Raw genomic sequence first — 16,264 nt, 5'->3', positions numbered from 1 at the left:
GCATCGCAGGGTCTTTCTTAGTAAGCACCGTCGCGGCGTAGCACCACGCCTGCGGTTTTGAACAGGATCGCGATATCGGTCCAGAGCGCCCAGTTTTTAACATACCAGGAGTCAAAATAGACGCGGGTATCATAGTCGATATCGTTACGTCCGCTGACCTGCCAGAGGCCGGTCATGCCTGGCTTGGCCATCAGGTAGTAGTCGACGTCACCGGCATAACGCTCCAGTTCAGCTTCGATGACCGGACGCGGGCCGACCAGACTCATCTCACCACGAATCACGTTCCACAGCTGCGGCAATTCATCGAGGCTGGTTTTACGCAGGAAGCTGCCAATCCGGGTCACGCGCGGGTCATTCTTCAGTTTGAAATCTTTTTCCCACTCCATCCGGGCCTCTTCACTGGTCGCCAGCAATTTCTCCAGCACCTCTTTGGAATTGGTCACCATGGAACGGAATTTCAGACATTTGAATTTTTTGCCATTCTGGCCCACACGCTCGTGACCATAAATTGCATTCCCGCCGTCACGCTTCACCATATAGCATAGCAGGGCGAAGATTGGGCCAAGGAACAGCAGCAGCATCGACGCGACGACAATATCAAAGGCACGCTTCATGAAACGGGAAGAGTGTTTCGCCAGGTTATTACTGACGCGCAGGATCATCACTTCATGACTGAAGATGAAAGACATGTCCGTGCCGTAAAGTGGCACGCCGCGCAGCGTCGGGATCACCGAAACTGACCGGCAGTTCATCTTCGACAGGAACTTCAGCCAGCGATCGCGCATCGGCTGCTGCTCATATTCCATAGCAACAATAAACTGCACGTTGTCACGGTCAATGGTCTGCCAGTTAATATCTTTCCAGGTGATCACTGGCACACCATTCACGCTCTGCTGAGCCGGAACATCATCCACCGAGATAAAGGCCTGCACGTTGTAGCCCAGGATCTCTTCACTCTGCAGCGCCGCATACGCTTCAGTGGCGTTGCGGCCGGAACCGATAATGATGGTCTCTTTCTGCCACTGGCCCGCCTTGTTAATGGCACGTTTAACCAGAGCGCGCATCAGCGGCAGCAGCAGCAGGGCATATGTCCAGCTGAAGACCCACACCATGCGGGAGAAGTCCCATTTAGAGAAGGCGATAAGCGCCAGGTCGAGCAGCGAGAAAACAAATAATGTTTTAACGATCTCTTTCAGCTCAAACCAGAAGGGTTTGCGATAGGTATAATGGCGCAGTCGTACCCAGAACCAGCCGGTACACATAACTGACATAATAAACTGCGCCACAAAACGATATTCAATCTGATGCGGTGGAATAAAGGTATCCAGCTCGCCCCAAATACCCTGTATCGTCGCGGCAGATAAAAACAGCGCCAGGTTAAGTGCAATCAGATCGGAAAAACTCAGGGCGAATTTCACGATGATATTTTTACGCGTTCCGCTCCACGAGCGGCTCGGGCTATTCATTATCAATGTACTTGCCATAAAACCTGCTCTCTTTCTCAAGTAAAAGATGGCCTGATCAGAATCAAATACGCGCTCAGGAGTGGGCCTCTGAAAAATTAAAAAATAATTTTCAGTCTGTTGCAGTCAGTACAGCCAGTGCAGCTGCAAAAAAGGTAACGATTAAAGCGTGATGGTACTCACGAAATGTTGCAGCATTGAGAATGAGTATGCAGGAGTTATTTGACAGAGTTAATACGGAAAAAATCTGAAAACATCAAAAGTGATTAAAGTTTTAAATCGCTAACTGCGGGTTTTTATTGAATAAAATAAGGAAGAGGTCGGTTATAACCAAACTGTTTAAGACGCTTTTTAGGAATTACCGCCAAATCATATGACTGGCGGTAGTGATAGTGGCTCAGGCAGGTTTCTTTAAAATCCAGCGGTCCTGCTGTTTATCATAGTGGCCAATCTGCAGATTCACTGGCTCCCCGTCAATCCAGGCCGGTACGCTGGTATCACGATCCCAGCCATCGAGTTGGGTAATTAAGCCGGGATTGGTGTGACAGGGGATACTGACGGTGTCGGCGTTCTCACTGTCAAGATCGGCATCTACAATCTCATAACGACCAATTTTAACCACGTGTCCCATTCATTTCTCCCGTTTTAACTGGCATAGACAGTTAAGCTTAGCGCACTGAGAGAAAATAACGTGGCTGAATGATTAGGATTATTCCTTCTCTTCAGCCGGACGGACACCAATCTTCACGATGCGGTTATCCTCTTTCTCTGCGACGGTCCAGGTCAGCTGATTCCACTCCACCTGATCGCCGACGACCGGCGAGCCGCCCAGCATTGCCAGCACCAGTTGCCCCAGTGACTGCTGATCGTTAGTGCTCTCATCCAGCTCGAGTCCGTAAATCTGCGCAACGTCGCGCAGGCGGGCCTCGGCATCCAGAATAAAGTCACCAAAGAAGCGCTGATCGAGCGAAACAGGCGGTGACTGGCTGAACATCTTGCCCAGCGCCGGAAGATCGCGCTCACGACCAATCACGCAGATGACGTCGTTCTCTTTCAGCCGTGTCCCGCCGTTTGGGTGCATCAGCACATTGTCACGGAAGAGGGCGGCGATGCGGGTCTCGCGCGGCATCTGCAGGTCACGCAGTGCGGCACCCACGCACCACTTGTCAGCGCTGAGCTGATAAACAAACTGCTCCCACGGATTTTCCGGATGAATATCCAGGCCGACACGGCTGATCGGCGAGGCGGTGGGCGGCACCACCACTTTGGCTTTTTTCGCCGCAAAGCCCAGCGAGGTGCCCTGCAACATCAGGGAGACCAGCACCACGAAGAAGGCGATATTAAAATAGAGCGAGGCGTTCTCTAATCCGGCCATCATCGGGAAGACCGCGAGGATAATCGGCACCGCACCGCGTAAGCCGACCCAGCTGATAAAAAAACGTTCGCGCGTGGTGAAGCTGCGGAACGGCAGCAGCCCAATAAACACCGATAACGGGCGCGCCACCAGAATCAGCCATAGCGAGAGGATCATCGCCGGCACCGCGATATGCCATAAATCAGACGGCGTCACCAGTAGCCCCAGCACGATGAACATGCCAATCTGGCTCAGCCACGCCATCCCATCAAAGGTCTGCAGAATGCCATGCCGGTTCCGAATCGGGCTGTTGCCCAGTAAAAAGCCGCACAGATAGACCGCAAGGATACCACTGCCCTCTAACACCGTGGTCAGGGCGAACACCAGAATGCCGCCGCTCAGCGCCAGCAGCGGATAAAGCCCTGGGGCCAGACTGATGCGGTTAATCAGCTGCTGCAGCGCCCAGCCGCCGCCCAGGCCTAACACAATACCCAGACCAAACTGCTGCACCAGATGCACCAGGAACATCCAGTCAAGGCCGCTACGGCCCTGCTCGATCATCTCAATCAGGGTGATGGTCAGAAACACCGCCATCGGGTCATTGCTGCCCGACTCAATCTCCAGCGTGGAGCTGACGCGCTCATTCAGGCCTTTATCACCCAGCAGAGAGAAGACGGCCGCGGCGTCCGTAGAGCCGATGATGGCGCCAATCAGGAAGCCCTGCATCATATCGAGGTTAAATAACCAGGCCGCCACTACGCCGGTTAAGCCCGCGGTAATCATTACCCCGACAGTTGCCAGCGACAGCGCAGGCCCCAGCGCAACTTTAAACGAGCTGGCCTTAGTTCGCATGCCGCCATCCAGCAGGATGATCGCCAGCGCCAGGTTTGAAATCAGATACGCCGCAGGATAGTTATCAAAGGCGATGCCGCCGATACCATCAATACCGGTCAGCATACCCAGTGCGAGGAAGATAACCAGAATAGGAATACCCAGCCGGGATGAGAAAGAGCTGAGCAGAATACTCGATGCGACCAGCACGGAACCGATGATAAACAGACTGTAGACAATAGTGTGGTTCAAACCCGGTCTCCTGAGATATGGCAGTACGATGCGGCAACTGATGACAAATATCCATGCTATCTCTGAAAGATAATGTTTTATCAAGGAGTTGTCATTGTGAAAATGCGTATTATACGAATTGCTTAACAGCATATGGAATCAGATTAATGTGAAGAATGAGGGGGTTGGCAGGCAAGCGGGAGAAAACAGACTGTTTTAGCAGGTTATTCGGCAGATAAAAAAAGCCGGTGATTAACCGGCTTAGTGCATCAGGCTTCCGTTGCCTGTTTATGGAACAGCGATCGGAACACCGGATAGATATCTTCCGGCTCGCGAATATGTTCAATGGCAAAGTTATCAAACGTCGCCTGCAGATGCTCATACTCGCGCCACAGGGTCTGATGCGCCCGGCGGGTGATCTCGATATAACTGTAGTAACGCACGACCGGCAGAATATGCTTCGCCAGAATCTCATGGCAAAGCGGTGAGTCGTCAGCCCAGTTATCCCCATCCGAGGCCTGTGCTGCATAGATGTTCCATTGCGCCGGGTCATAACGCTCTTTCACCACCTCATCCATCAGTTTCAGCGCACTGGAAACGATGGTGCCGCCGGTCTCCTGAGAGTAGAAGAACTCCTGTTCATCGACTTCTTTAGCCTGCGTATGATGGCGGATATAAACCACATCGACATTCTTGTAGGTGCGGCTCAGGAACAGGTAGAGCAGGATATAGAAGCGTTTGGCCATATCCTTAGTCGCCTGATCCATTGAACCGGATACATCCATCAGACAGAACATGACTGCCTGGCTGGAAGGCTCCGGGCGCTTCTCAAAGTTTTTGTAGCGCAGATCGAAGGTGTCGATAAAGGGCACGCGTTCAATGCGCGCCCGTAACTCGGCAATCTCTCTGCGCAGCCGCTCCTCCTCCAGCAGTTGTGCCGGTTCAGCGTTCTCAACTTCCTGCAGCGTCTCTTCCAGTTCATGCAGCATCCGGCGTTTACCTGCTGTCATCGCCGTACGACGCGCCAGTGAGTTCTGCAATGAGCGCACAACGCTGATATTGGCCGGCACGCCATTGGAGGTGAAGCCGGCCCGGTGGGTCTTATACTCATTCAGCTGACGATGCTGGTTACGACGCAGGTTAGGCAAGGCGAGGTCTTCAAACAGCAGGTCAAGATACTCATCCTTCGATATCTGAAAGACAAACTCATCCTGACCTTCACCATCCTGACTGGCATTGCCCTGACCACTGCCGCCGCCGCCGCCACCCTGCGGACGCTCAACGCGGTCGTTCTGCACAAAATGGTCGTTGCCCGGATGGACCCGATGGCGGTTACCGCCGCGCCCCTGATGGAAAATCGGCTCATTGATATCGTCAATCGGGATAGAGACGGACTCACCGCTGCTTACGTCGGTCACCGAGCGTTTATTGATGGCCTCGGAGATCGACTGCTTAATTTGCGACTTATAACGGCGCAAGAAGCGCTGGCGGTTTACCGCGCTCTTGTTTTTGCCGTTAAGCCGGCGATCGATGAAATAGGCCATGGTATTCCCCCAAACTACATTGTAAGCAGGCCGGGCGAACCCGACCCTGTCAGACCGGTATCACTTACCGGCAAGCTTACAGACTCTTATCAGGACGATTTACGCACACGCAGATACCATTCACACAGCAGGCGAACCTGTTTGCGGGTATAGCCTTTTTCCATCATGCGATCGACAAAATCATCATGCTTTTTCTGCTCATCGGTAGAGGTCTTGGTATTAAACGAGATGACCGGCAGCAACTCTTCCGTATTCGAGAACATTTTCTTCTCAATCACGGTGCGCAATTTCTCGTAACTGGTCCAGTTCGGATTGCGGCCGTTATTGTGTGCCCTGGCGCGCAGCACGAAGTTGACAATCTCGTTACGGAAATCTTTCGGGTTACTGATGCCAGCAGGCTTCTCGATCTTCTCCAGCTCCGCGTTGAGCGACTCACGGTCAAACAACTGTCCGGTATCGGGATCGCGATACTCCTGATCCTGAATCCAGAAGTCGGCATAGGTCACGTAGCGGTCAAAAATGTTCTGACCATATTCAGAGTAGGATTCCAGATAGGCTGTCTGAATCTCTTTGCCAATAAACTCAGCATATTTAGGAATCAGATAGCCTTTGAGGTGCTCAAGGTATTTCTCCGCCTGATCCTGCGGGAACTGCTCGCGCTCAATCTGCTGCTCCAGCACGTAGAACAGGTGCACCGGGTTAGCCGCCACTTCGGCGTGATCGAAGTTAAATACCCGCGACAGGATTTTAAAGGCAAAACGGGTTGAAAGGCCGTTCATGCCTTCATCCACACCGGCGTAGTCGTGATACTCCTGCCAGGACTTCGCTTTAGGGTCGGTGTCTTTCAGGCTCTCACCATCGTACACCCGCATTTTGGAGTAGATGCTGGAGTTCTCAGGATCCTTGAGTCGTGACAGGATAGAGAAGCGTGCCAGCGTTTCCAGCGTGCCCGGAGCGCAGGGCGAGGTTGCCAGCTCACTGTGATTAAGCAGTTTGTCGTAGATTTTGATCTCTTCAGAGACCCGCAGGCAGTAGGGCACCTTGACGATGTAAACACGGTCAAGGAACGCCTCATTATTCTTGTTGTTACGGAACGTCACCCACTCTGATTCGTTGGAGTGCGCCAGAATAATACCGTTAAACGGCAGCGCCGAAATCCCCTCGGTGCCGTTGTAGTTACCTTCCTGCGTTGCTGTCAGGAGTGGGTGCAGCACCTTAATCGGCGCTTTAAACATCTCCACGAATTCCATGATGCCCTGGTTCGCGCGGCAGAGTGCACCAGAGTAACCGTAGGCATCAGGATCGTTTTGTGCGTGGTTTTCCAGTTTACGGATGTCCACTTTACCCACCAGCGCAGAGATATCCTGGTTGTTCTCATCACCCGGCTCGGTTTTGGCGATCGCCAGCTGTTCCAGAATCGACGGCCAGACTTTTACGACTTTGAACCGCGAAATATCGCCACCAAAGTCGTGAAGGCGTTTCGCAGCCCAGGGCGACATGATAGTGCCGAGGTAACGGCGCGGCACGCCATACTCTTTTTCAAGAATATGCGCGTCTTCCTGCGGATTGAACAGGCAAAGAGGATGATCGTTGACCGGACTACGTTCACCGTCAGCGCTTAGCACATAGATGGGCACCCGCTGCATCAGCGACTTAAGCCGTTCCGCCAGGGAAGATTTACCGCCACCCACCGGACCCAGTAAATAGAGGATCTGTTTCTTCTCCTCAAGTCCCTGAGCGGCATGTTTCAGATAGGAGACGATCTGTTCAATCGCTTCCTCCATGCCGTAAAACTCCTCGAACGCCGGATAGCGTCCCATCACACGGTTGGAGAATATTCTGGAAAGGCGTGGCTCCTGAGCAGTGTCGACCATTACTGGCTCTCCAATAGCCATTAACAGTCGCTCTGCAGCGTTGGCGTATGCACTGCGATCCTGCTTACAGATGGCAAGAAATTCCTGCAGTGTGAACTCTTCGTCCTTGGCAGCTTCATAACGCTGACGATAGTGATCGAATATATTCATAGCGATGCCCGTCCTTTCGTTTTTAGCACAGGTAAGGAGCGTAATTTAAGACGTGTAGCAGCTCCCGGAAGATATTCTCTGTTGAGTACAGCAACCCTTATGCCAACCTGATCTTTTTTATCGGGATACACAACTTTTGTGGTTACTCTGCTCGTACAAAATCTCTGCTGTTAATTCTAACTGTAGATGGCTTCTAGGAAATTTCCTCCATGGGTTTGGGCGAATGAGGGGAAGATCATGACTAATTCGGGTCAGTTGTGAGATGAGTTCATATGGGTGATGCTTTAACTTAACTTGTTTTTAACCTTTGGTGCCACTTTCATCTGTTGGTTGCTTAAAGGATTTCGATATAAGTTAATCCAGCCGTAAAAAAACGTTAGACTTCCTGTTTGATTGTTATATTTATGGAATGAATAAATTGTGAACCAATTCAAATTTAAGACGCTTGTTGCACTTTTACCCTGTTATTTACTGGCGGCGCACGCCAATGCCGCTCCGCTCTCTGTAGGGGCATCGGTCATCTATGCCGACTCACCTTATCGTGGCGGACAGGATCGTTATCTTCCGGTTCCGGTCATCAATTATGAGGGTGAAGACTTCTGGTTCCGCAGCCTGCAGGGCGGTTACTACCTGTGGAAAGATCCTCAGAATCAGCTCTCGCTGACGCTGCTGGGCTCACCGCAGGAGTACAAACCCAGCGACAACGATCTGGGCGATATGAAAGGGCTGGATAAGCGCCGCATGACGCTGATGGGTGGCGCAACCTATCGCCACACCGCCGACTGGGGGGTTGTCCGCACGGCATTGCTGGGCGACGTGCTCAATAACAGCAACGGCATAATCTGGGACCTGACTTACCTCTATCCCATCCAGATGGGTGACTTCAGCCTGACGCCGGGCATCGGTGCCATGTGGAATAGCGCCAATCAAAACCGTTATTATTACGGTGTTTCCGCGCATGAAAGCGCACGTACCGGCATCAGTCGTTACAATCCGGACGACAGCTGGTCACCTTATGTTGAGCTGAGTGCCAGCTATCAGATTGCAGCGCAGTGGAATGTTGGCGTGGTGGGACGTTACACCCGCTTCGACAGCGAAATCAAAGACAGCCCGATGATTGATAAGAGCGGGCAGACGACGATCTGGACAGGTGTCAGCTACACCTTCTGATAACGCACCGAAAGAGGGCACCGAGTGCCCTCTGTTCTTTTATGGGGCCTCAGAATGAGGCGGGAGAGCAGAATGCGCAACACGATCAACTTCGCTGGCTTCAGCGACCTGCCGGTAATCGGTCAGGGCACGTGGTATATGGGCGAAAACCCGGCGCAGCGGGCCGGTGAAGTCGCGGCATTACAGGCAGGTCTTGAGTGTGGATTGCAACTGATTGATACCGCCGAAATGTATGCAGAGGGCGGCGCTGAAGAGGTGGTCGGGCAGGCACTGCTGGGGCGTCGCGATAAAGCGTTGCTGGTTTCGAAGGTCTATCCGTGGAATGCCGGCGAAGTAGATGCCATTGAAGCCTGTGAACGCAGCCTGCGCCGTCTGCAGACCGATTACCTTGATCTCTATCTGCTGCACTGGCGCGGTAATATTCCGCTGGAAGAGACTCTGCGCGCCATGGAGCGCCTGCAGCAGCAGGGCAAGATTCGTCACTGGGGCGTCTCGAATTTTGATACTGATGATATGGCCGAACTGTGGGACGAACCCGGAGGCAATCAGTGCGCGACCAATCAGGTGCTCTACCATCTGGCTTCACGCGGTATTGAATTTGATCTGCTGCCCGTCTGTCAGCAGCGTGGCGTGCCGGTGATGGCCTATTGTCCGCTGGCACAGGCTGGACGGTTGCGGGACGCACTGTTTACTGATGTGGTGCTGAATCAGATTGCACAACAGAAGGGCATCAGCGTGGCGCAATTACTGCTGGCCTGGGTAATTTGTCAGCCTGGCGTCATTGCCATTCCCAAAGCCAGTTCTGTGGTTCACGTCCAGGAAAATGCTGCGGCGCTGGAGGTGGAACTGACCGATGAAGAGTTACAGCTCATCGATCGTGCCTGGCCAGCACCACAGCATAAATTACCGCTGGATATCGTTTAGCCCTAAGCTTTGTCGCTGGCTGCGACTTTCTTCTTAAGACGGAACGTTGTGGCCAGGCGTGCCGGCTTTTCACCCGCACTGCGCAGCGGCTTACTGATCCGGGCCGTCTCTACACAGACCATTGTCTTATACCCTTCATTCGCCATATCCGCCATGCTGCAGGAGAGTTCCACACCCGGATTCCAGGTGACAACGTCACTGTGATGGTGGTGGTAAACTTCGATCTGTCGCTCACCGGCTGTATCATTGATGACCGAGCAATCTTCTGCTGCAGTGAAGATACGGTCGATGCGTCCCGGATAGCGCTGTTTGCCATCACTGCTGGCAACCTCACCGTTATTTACTTTGTCGATATAGCTGTTGCCCAGACCGGAGACCTCAACACCGTTGATGTCACTGACGGTAAAGAAGCTATGCAGCGCTGCCGTGGCGTCAAAGTCACCATGCGCTTCCAGTTCAATCTCACAATGCTGACCCAGGCGGAAACGGGCGATCAGGGTAAATTCGTGTGGCCACAGTTTCAGCGTCTGAGTGTTGCTCTCAAGCACTAGCGTCAGCATTACGCCATCTTCATTCTCATCATGCGCCGTAAGCTTCCATGTCTGAATCCGGGCAAAACCGTGTGCCGGTTCGCCTGCCGGACCAAACCAAGGCCAGCAGATCGGTACGCCGCCACGAATCGCTTTGCCCGGTGAAAACAGACTCTTGTCGCTCAGCCACAGTACCGGCTTTTCGCCACTCGGCTGCCAGGCGATCAGGTGCGCGCCCTGCAGCGTGATCGCTGCCCGTACTTTTGGATGACTGACAACAATCGTCGGTAATTCGCCAACCTGACGCTGCGAAAGGTAAGGGGAGATCTGCGTAACCACGGGCAGAGAAAACAGTTTATCTTGCATGTTCGATTCCTTCCTGTGCGGATCAAAAAAAGGGCGACCGAAGTCGCCCTTAATCTCAATGATGTCTGTCTGCCTTATTTAGCAGAAACCAGCGCAATCAGGTCGAGAACTTTGTTTGAGTAGCCAGTTTCGTTGTCGTACCAGGAAACCAGTTTCACAAAGTTGTCGTTCAGCGCGATACCCGCTTTAGCATCGAATACTGAAGTCAGGACTTCGCCGTTGAAGTCGGTAGAAACCACGTCATCTTCAACGTAGCCCAGAACGTCTTTCATCTCACCTTCTGCAGCCGCTTTGATTGCAGCACAGATTTCTTTGTAAGAAGCCGCTTTTTCCAGACGCACGGTCAGGTCAACAACGGAAACGTTAGGGGTAGGTACGCGGAATGCCATACCAGTCAGTTTGCCGTTCAGCTCTGGCAGAACTTTACCAACGGCTTTTGCTGCGCCAGTTGATGAAGGAATGATGTTCTGCGATGCGCCACGGCCGCCGCGCCAGTCTTTGTGAGACGGGCCATCAACGGTTTTCTGAGTCGCAGTGGTAGCGTGAACGGTGGTCATCAGACCTTCAACGATACCAAACTTATCGTTGATGACTTTTGCCAGTGGTGCCAGGCAGTTAGTGGTACAGGAAGCGTTAGAAACGATATCCTGGCCATCATATTTGTCGAAGTTTGCACCACGAACAAACATAGGGGTGTCATCTTTAGATGGACCGGTCAGAACGACTTTCTTAGCACCTGCGGTGATGTGTTTACGCGCGGTTTCGTCGGTCAGGAAGATACCGGTTGCTTCAGCAACAACGTCAACGCCCACTTCATCCCACTTCAGGTTGGCCGGATCACGCTCAGCAGTAACACGGATTTTTTTACCGTTAACGACCAGTGCGCCATCCTGAACTTCTACGGTGCCGTCGAAACGACCGTGCGTAGAGTCATACTTCAGCATGTACGCCATGTAATCCGCGTCCAGCAGGTCGTTGATAGCAACGATTTCGATGTCAGAACGTTTCTGAGCAGCACGGAAAACGATGCGACCGATACGGCCAAAACCGTTGATACCTACTTTGATAGTCATATATTCCACCAGCTATTTGTTAGTGAATAAAAGGTTGCCTGTAAAATTACAAAAACCTTACCAGGCGTCAAGCGGAATCGTGTCAATTGTTGCGACAGGTCAATTCGCCTGAGAGGAATAATTCAATGCGCAACCGCTTGCGCGCCGCCAATGTTATCGCGTTTCGTCGAATCAATCGCCGAATATATAGGGATGCCCGGGATAAAAGGTGATCGAAGTCACAATTACGCTTTGCAGTGAACAGCATGAAAGGGTGAGCACAAAAAAAGACCCAGTAATGTTGATCGTTTGTTAGAATAATAGTCGAATTTTTCAGAATGGCACTTCCCGGAATCCTAAAATGGCTAAAGACACCGCACCCGAAGCAAAAATTGCGCAGCTGACTGAAATGCAGCGCTACGTCACTCAGCATCGCGGAACGGAACCGCCTTACAGCGGCGCGTTGCTCCACAACAAGCAGGAAGGGATCTACCACTGTCTGGTTTGTGAGGCGCCACTTTTCCTCTCAGAGACCAAATATGATTCAGGCTGTGGCTGGCCCAGTTTTTACCAGCCGGTGAATGATGATGCGATTCGCTATATCGAAGACAACTCTCATGGCATGCAGCGTGTTGAGATCCGCTGCGGGAGTTGCGATGCGCATCTGGGGCATGTCTTCCCCGATGGTCCGCAACCGACCGGTGAACGCTACTGTGTTAACTCCGCCTCGCTGAATTTCACCGACGAGCAGGGCGAACAGACCAAAGGGTAAGCGATGAAGGAACAACTTGAAGCAATGCTTGCGTCGATGACACCTGAAGTCTACGAACGACTGGCAACAGCAGTAGAGATTGGAAAATGGCCGGATGGTGTGGCACTGACGCAGGAGCAGCGCGACAACTGCCTGCAACTGGTTATGCTGTGGCAGGCAAGACACAACGATGCGCCGCAGCATATGACCATCGCCAAGGGCGGCGAGATGGTGATGAAGTCGAAAAAAGAGCTGAAAGAAGCGTTCGGCATCGACCCGGATGTCACCCGCATTCATCTGCACTAAAAAAAGCTGGCGTTATGCCAGCTCCATTTTTAAATCAGAATCGCGCCCTGAGCCGTCATTTGAGCAAAGGCGATTTCACTGTCCTCAGGATTCAGATTGACGCCGCGGCAGCCTTCTTTGACCACCTCGACGTGATACCCCAATTCCAGCGCATCCAGCACGCTATATTTCACGCAGTAATCTGTCGCCAGCCCCAGCATCACCAGATGGGTGATGCCACGCTCACGTAGCCAGCTGTCCAGCTCGGTTTTACGACGGTGGCCATTATCAAAAAAGGCGCTGTAGCTGTCGACATCCTGATCTTCACCTTTATGGAACGTCGCATCGAACAGTGAACGATCCAGACCGGGATGGAAGTCGGCACCTTCTGAGCCCTGAATGCCGTGATCGGGCCACCAGATTTGCGCCAGACCATTTAACTCGCCCAGCGTGTAGACTGGCTCACCGGAAACCGAGGCAAAGCTGCCGTGATCGGCCGGGTGCCAGTCCTGCAGGGCCAGTACGCATTCACCGTTTTCACGGAACAGCCGCGCATAGCGATTGGCCACCTCGACCGTGTGGTCGCCCTCATGGACTGCCATCGGGCCGCCGGGGCAAAAATCGTTCTGAATATCAATAATGATGAGTGCCCGCTTCATTACATGTCGCTCCGTTTCAGTCTTCAGTCAGTTCGCCGCGCAAATTCTGCTGCATTCTGGCACGGATTTGATCGGCAGAGAGTTCCTGGCTGAGTAAAAAGTGTAGCTTGGTCAGCGCGGCTTCTACCGTCAGGTCAAATCCGCTAATCACGCCAGCCTCTTCCAGCGCATTGCCGGTGGCGTATCCGCCCATATTCACCTTGCCTGAAATGCACTGGGTCAGGTTAACTACCACGATACCACGTTCGCTGGCCTGCTGAAGTTCGGCCAGAAATTCCTTGTTCTGCGGGGCATTGCCCACGCCATAAGAACGCAGAATCAGCGCCTTAACCGGCTGACGAAGGAAGTTACGCACCACGTCGGCGGAAATTCCAGGGTAGATGGTGACCACGCCAATAGGCTGAGGCGTAATGGTGTGAACTTTCAGTTCGCCCTGACCGGATGGGGCAGGTGGCGTATTGAGGCGGCGAATATGAATGCCCGCTTCCAGTAGTGCAGAGAGGTTCGGCGACGCGAAGGCGTTGAAGCCATCGGCATGGGCCTTGGTCGTACGGTTACCGCGATAAAGCGTGTTATTGAAAAACAGAGACACTTCGCTAATCGGGTAGTTAGCCGCCACATAGAGCGAATTTAACAGATTCTGCTGACCATCTGAGCGCAGCTCCGCCAGGGGGATCTGCGACCCGGTCACGATCACCGGCTTGGCCAGATTTTCCAGCATGAACGAGAGCGCGGAAGCGGTAAACGCCATGGTGTCAGTGCCATGCAGAATCACAAAGCCATCATAGCGATCGTAATTTTGCCGGATATCGTTGGCGATAAACTGCCAGTCTTCCGGGGTCATGTCCGATGAGTCGATCAGCGGCTGATATTCATGAATGGTGAAATCAGGCATCTCGGGGCGGTGGAACTCGGGCATATTCGCCAGCTGCTGCTGCAGGTGCCCTGAGACCGGAATATAGCCCTGCGCAGAGCGCTGCATACCGATTGTCCCGCCCGTGTAGGCTACGTAGATGTTTTTCTTTTGCATTAGAGAACTCAGACTCGCCATAAAACGCGCAGTATAAGGGGAATAGCGGGGAAAAGCAGCCCGACCAGCGGCCGGGCTGAGAGGTTTATCGCACTTCGCCGCAGTTCAGGCAGAAGGCATAACGGTTCTGAGGATCGTTCTGCTTGTCGAACAGACCCGGCTGGGCTTTCATGGCACTCATGACATCCAGCATTGGTGCAGGCAGCCAGGCTTTCAGCGTATCCGGCAATACGGCCTGTACCGAGGCGTTCATCTGGCCCAGCACCATATCCAGGAAGGTCGGTTCATCCTGATACCAGCTCAGCATGGGTTTACTGACTTTCGCCAGCTCGCCCGCCTTCTTCACGGCATCATCGAAGTCACCCAGCGCATCCACCAGACCATTGGCTTTGGCATCGCTGCCGGTCCAGACATGGCCCTGCGCTATCGCATCAATCTGCTCTGGAGTTTTATGACGCGACTTCGCCACCAGACCCACAAAATTGCGGTAACCATTTTCGATAGTCAGCTGCATCAGCTGCTGAACTTCTGCTGGCAGCGCTTTGGTGGTGGAGATATCCGCCAGCGGGGAGGTCGCGACGCCATCCGTGTGCACGCCAATGCTGTCCAGACTGTTCTCCAGTGTATTGATCACGCCGAAGATACCAATCGAGCCGGTCAGCGTGCTGGGGTTCGCCACAATGTAGCTGGCAGGCGTTGAGATCCAGTAACCGCCGGATGCCGCCATGCCGCCCATAGAGACCACAATCGGCTTACCTGCGGCCTGGGCCGCCGCCAGCTCTTCACGAATTGCTTCCGATGCTGTCACGCTGCCACCCGGGCTGTTCACCCGCAGAATAATCGCTTTGATTTTTGGATCGAGACGCGCATCGCGGATCTGAGCGGCTGTCGTGTCGCCACCGACGTTGCCCGGCGTCTCTTCGCCATCCATGATGGCACCGCTGGCCATGACGACCGCAATGTTGCCATCCTGCTGCGAGGAGGCCGGTTTCACGCTGTAGTCATAGATGCTGACGCTACGGTAATCGTTGCTCTGCTTATCCAGACCAAAGGTTTTCACCAGCTCCTGATCGGCTGCTGCACGGGAACCCAGGGCATCGACCAGCTTGTTATCCAGCGCATATTGCGCGGTGTCGCCTTTAACCGCGTTTAAACCAGCAATGATCGCTGCTGCGCCCGGGAAGAGTTGTTCCGGCGTCAGCTGGCGATTTGCCGCCACGGTATTCAGGTAGTTCTGCCACAGCTGACCTACCCAGCGGCTATCAGCGTCACGTGCCGCGGGTGACATGTCGTCACGCAGGAACGGCTCGACCGCTGATTTGTAGGTCCCGACACGGAAGACGTGTGAGGTGACTTTCAGCTTCTGCAGCAGGGTTTTGTAATAGAGTCCGTTGGTGGCGAAGCCATGCAGATCCACTGTGCCCTGCGGCGACAGATAGATTTTTGTGGCGTAGCTGGCAAGGTAGTATTGCGCCTGGCTGTAGCTGTCGCCCAGAGCATAAATTGGCTTACCGCTGTCGCGGAATTCACGCAGCGCTTTACCCACATATTGCAGCGAAGGCTGATCGCCACCGGCAAATTCGCGTAAATCCAGCACCATGCCTTTAATATTGCTGTCGCCCTTTGCCTGGCGAATGGCATCGACCACATCAAACAGCGAATTTTCCTGTAAGCGGTCACTGCTGGCACCCAGCAGCTGGCGGCCAATTTTACTCAGACGGTTGCTTACCGACGGTTTATCCACCAGTACGCCGCTGAGATCGACTTTCAGTGCGCCCTGCTGAATCGGCGCTGAACTGCCGCCCGAACCGCTGACCTGCAGCCAGATCCCCACACCCACCACAATCAATAAAATCAGGAAAATATTCAGAATGAATTCCCTGATAAAATTCAATACCCGCCAGCTCCAGCGGAACAGACCTGCAATTATTCGCCACAATGTGCGCATCAGACTCTCCATAAATATGTAGCAGGAAGTGGCCGCCGCGCGGACCAGACTTCCCCGACGAGCTCATCCTAAAGAGCGGCGTGTTAAAAGTCAGCAGGAAAT

The 16,264-nt window shown here is 53.3% G+C and carries 14 protein-coding genes; 4 read left to right on the top strand and 10 right to left on the bottom strand.

Features of this window, described 5'->3' with window-relative positions:
* Nucleotides 1-17: 17 nt before the first annotated feature.
* From wbaP to yeaG, 5 genes are all read right to left on the bottom strand, one after another.
* Complete coding sequence (gene wbaP, locus IBT54_RS06715; protein WP_201251858.1) at nt 18-1,484, bottom strand: undecaprenyl-phosphate galactose phosphotransferase WbaP; 1,467 nt, start codon at nt 1,482-1,484, stop codon at nt 18-20.
* 376 nt (nt 1,485-1,860) lie between these two features.
* Entirely contained in the window at nt 1,861-2,094 is a 234-nt protein-coding gene (locus tag IBT54_RS06710) for a DUF1480 family protein (protein ID WP_013358069.1), read from the bottom strand.
* 78 nt (nt 2,095-2,172) lie between these two features.
* Entirely contained in the window at nt 2,173-3,900 is a 1,728-nt protein-coding gene (locus IBT54_RS06705) for a potassium/proton antiporter (RefSeq protein ID WP_033783277.1), read from the bottom strand.
* A 248-nt stretch (nt 3,901-4,148) separates the two neighbouring features.
* Entirely contained in the window at nt 4,149-5,423 is a 1,275-nt protein-coding gene (locus tag IBT54_RS06700; protein WP_110330377.1) for a YeaH/YhbH family protein, read from the bottom strand.
* A gap of 89 nt (nt 5,424-5,512) precedes the next feature.
* Nucleotides 5,513-7,447, bottom strand: coding sequence for a protein kinase YeaG (gene yeaG / locus IBT54_RS06695; RefSeq protein ID WP_003852739.1), 1,935 nt, complete (start codon nt 7,445-7,447; stop codon nt 5,513-5,515).
* A gap of 420 nt (nt 7,448-7,867) precedes the next feature.
* Between yeaG and IBT54_RS06690 the strand changes: the two genes are divergently transcribed.
* Together IBT54_RS06690 and IBT54_RS06685 are read left to right on the top strand one after the other, a co-directional pair.
* Nucleotides 7,868-8,617 carry a MipA/OmpV family protein gene (locus tag IBT54_RS06690; protein ID WP_095707106.1) on the top strand — a complete coding sequence of 250 codons (750 nt, stop codon included), beginning with the start codon at nt 7,868-7,870 and terminating at the stop codon, nt 8,615-8,617.
* Nucleotides 8,618-8,689: 72 nt separating this feature from the next.
* The gene (locus IBT54_RS06685) at nt 8,690-9,541 is read left to right on the top strand and encodes an aldo/keto reductase (RefSeq protein ID WP_095707107.1); all 852 of its coding nucleotides are present in this window, start codon (nt 8,690-8,692) and stop codon (nt 9,539-9,541) included.
* A 2-nt stretch (nt 9,542-9,543) separates the two neighbouring features.
* Here the strand turns inward: IBT54_RS06685 and IBT54_RS06680 are convergent, their stop codons facing one another.
* Together IBT54_RS06680 and gapA are read right to left on the bottom strand one after the other, a co-directional pair.
* The gene (locus IBT54_RS06680; protein ID WP_201251857.1) at nt 9,544-10,437 is read right to left on the bottom strand and encodes a D-hexose-6-phosphate mutarotase; all 894 of its coding nucleotides are present in this window, start codon (nt 10,435-10,437) and stop codon (nt 9,544-9,546) included.
* 74 nt (nt 10,438-10,511) lie between these two features.
* Nucleotides 10,512-11,510, bottom strand: a complete 999-nt coding sequence (gene gapA, locus IBT54_RS06675; RefSeq protein WP_013358063.1) for a glyceraldehyde-3-phosphate dehydrogenase — start codon at nt 11,508-11,510, stop codon at nt 10,512-10,514.
* A 340-nt stretch (nt 11,511-11,850) separates the two neighbouring features.
* On the opposite strand from gapA, the gene msrB reads away from it, so the two are divergent.
* Both msrB and IBT54_RS06665 read left to right on the top strand, forming a co-directional pair.
* Nucleotides 11,851-12,261, top strand: a complete 411-nt coding sequence (msrB, locus tag IBT54_RS06670; RefSeq protein ID WP_013358062.1) for a peptide-methionine (R)-S-oxide reductase MsrB — start codon at nt 11,851-11,853, stop codon at nt 12,259-12,261.
* Nucleotides 12,262-12,264: 3 nt separating this feature from the next.
* Nucleotides 12,265-12,546: a YeaC family protein gene (locus IBT54_RS06665; protein ID WP_013358061.1), complete on the top strand. Its 282-nt coding sequence runs from the start codon at nt 12,265-12,267 to the stop codon at nt 12,544-12,546.
* Between the two features lie 29 nt (nt 12,547-12,575).
* Here IBT54_RS06665 and pncA read toward each other — a convergent pair whose 3' ends face one another.
* The 3 genes from pncA to sppA all read right to left on the bottom strand — a co-directional run bounded on the left by pncA (nt 12,576) and on the right by sppA (nt 16,162).
* The gene (pncA, locus tag IBT54_RS06660; RefSeq protein ID WP_095707109.1) at nt 12,576-13,184 is read right to left on the bottom strand and encodes a bifunctional nicotinamidase/pyrazinamidase; all 609 of its coding nucleotides are present in this window, start codon (nt 13,182-13,184) and stop codon (nt 12,576-12,578) included.
* A 16-nt stretch (nt 13,185-13,200) separates the two neighbouring features.
* The gene (gene ansA / locus IBT54_RS06655) at nt 13,201-14,214 is read right to left on the bottom strand and encodes an asparaginase (RefSeq protein WP_033783270.1); all 1,014 of its coding nucleotides are present in this window, start codon (nt 14,212-14,214) and stop codon (nt 13,201-13,203) included.
* Nucleotides 14,215-14,299: 85 nt separating this feature from the next.
* Entirely contained in the window at nt 14,300-16,162 is a 1,863-nt protein-coding gene (sppA, locus tag IBT54_RS06650; RefSeq protein ID WP_201251856.1) for a signal peptide peptidase SppA, read from the bottom strand.
* Between the last annotated feature and the right edge of the window lie 102 nt (nt 16,163-16,264).

The sequence above is a fragment of the Pantoea sp. S62 genome (genome assembly GCF_016658625.1).
In the GTDB taxonomy this organism is placed as follows: domain Bacteria; phylum Pseudomonadota; class Gammaproteobacteria; order Enterobacterales; family Enterobacteriaceae; genus Pantoea; species Pantoea vagans.
The sequence above is the reverse complement of the archived record's forward strand: the minus strand, read 5'-3'. Positions and strand labels throughout refer to the sequence as shown.

What these genes read in the sequence shown, in the direction of transcription:
- wbaP (WP_201251858.1), bottom strand. Translation starts at nt 1,484, where the DNA reads ATGGCAAGTACATTGATAATGAATAGCCCGAGCCGCTCGTGGAGCGGA.
- IBT54_RS06710 (WP_013358069.1), bottom strand. Translation starts at nt 2,094, where the DNA reads ATGGGACACGTGGTTAAAATTGGTCGTTATGAGATTGTAGATGCCGAT.
- IBT54_RS06700 (WP_110330377.1), bottom strand. Translation starts at nt 5,423, where the DNA reads ATGGCCTATTTCATCGATCGCCGGCTTAACGGCAAAAACAAGAGCGCG.
- yeaG (WP_003852739.1), bottom strand. Translation starts at nt 7,447, where the DNA reads ATGAATATATTCGATCACTATCGTCAGCGTTATGAAGCTGCCAAGGAC.
- IBT54_RS06685 (WP_095707107.1), top strand. Translation starts at nt 8,690, where the DNA reads ATGCGCAACACGATCAACTTCGCTGGCTTCAGCGACCTGCCGGTAATC.
- IBT54_RS06680 (WP_201251857.1), bottom strand. Translation starts at nt 10,437, where the DNA reads ATGCAAGATAAACTGTTTTCTCTGCCCGTGGTTACGCAGATCTCCCCT.
- gapA (WP_013358063.1), bottom strand. Translation starts at nt 11,510, where the DNA reads ATGACTATCAAAGTAGGTATCAACGGTTTTGGCCGTATCGGTCGCATC.
- msrB (WP_013358062.1), top strand. Translation starts at nt 11,851, where the DNA reads ATGGCTAAAGACACCGCACCCGAAGCAAAAATTGCGCAGCTGACTGAA.
- IBT54_RS06665 (WP_013358061.1), top strand. Translation starts at nt 12,265, where the DNA reads ATGAAGGAACAACTTGAAGCAATGCTTGCGTCGATGACACCTGAAGTC.
- pncA (WP_095707109.1), bottom strand. Translation starts at nt 13,184, where the DNA reads ATGAAGCGGGCACTCATCATTATTGATATTCAGAACGATTTTTGCCCC.
- ansA (WP_033783270.1), bottom strand. Translation starts at nt 14,214, where the DNA reads ATGCAAAAGAAAAACATCTACGTAGCCTACACGGGCGGGACAATCGGT.
- sppA (WP_201251856.1), bottom strand. Translation starts at nt 16,162, where the DNA reads ATGCGCACATTGTGGCGAATAATTGCAGGTCTGTTCCGCTGGAGCTGG.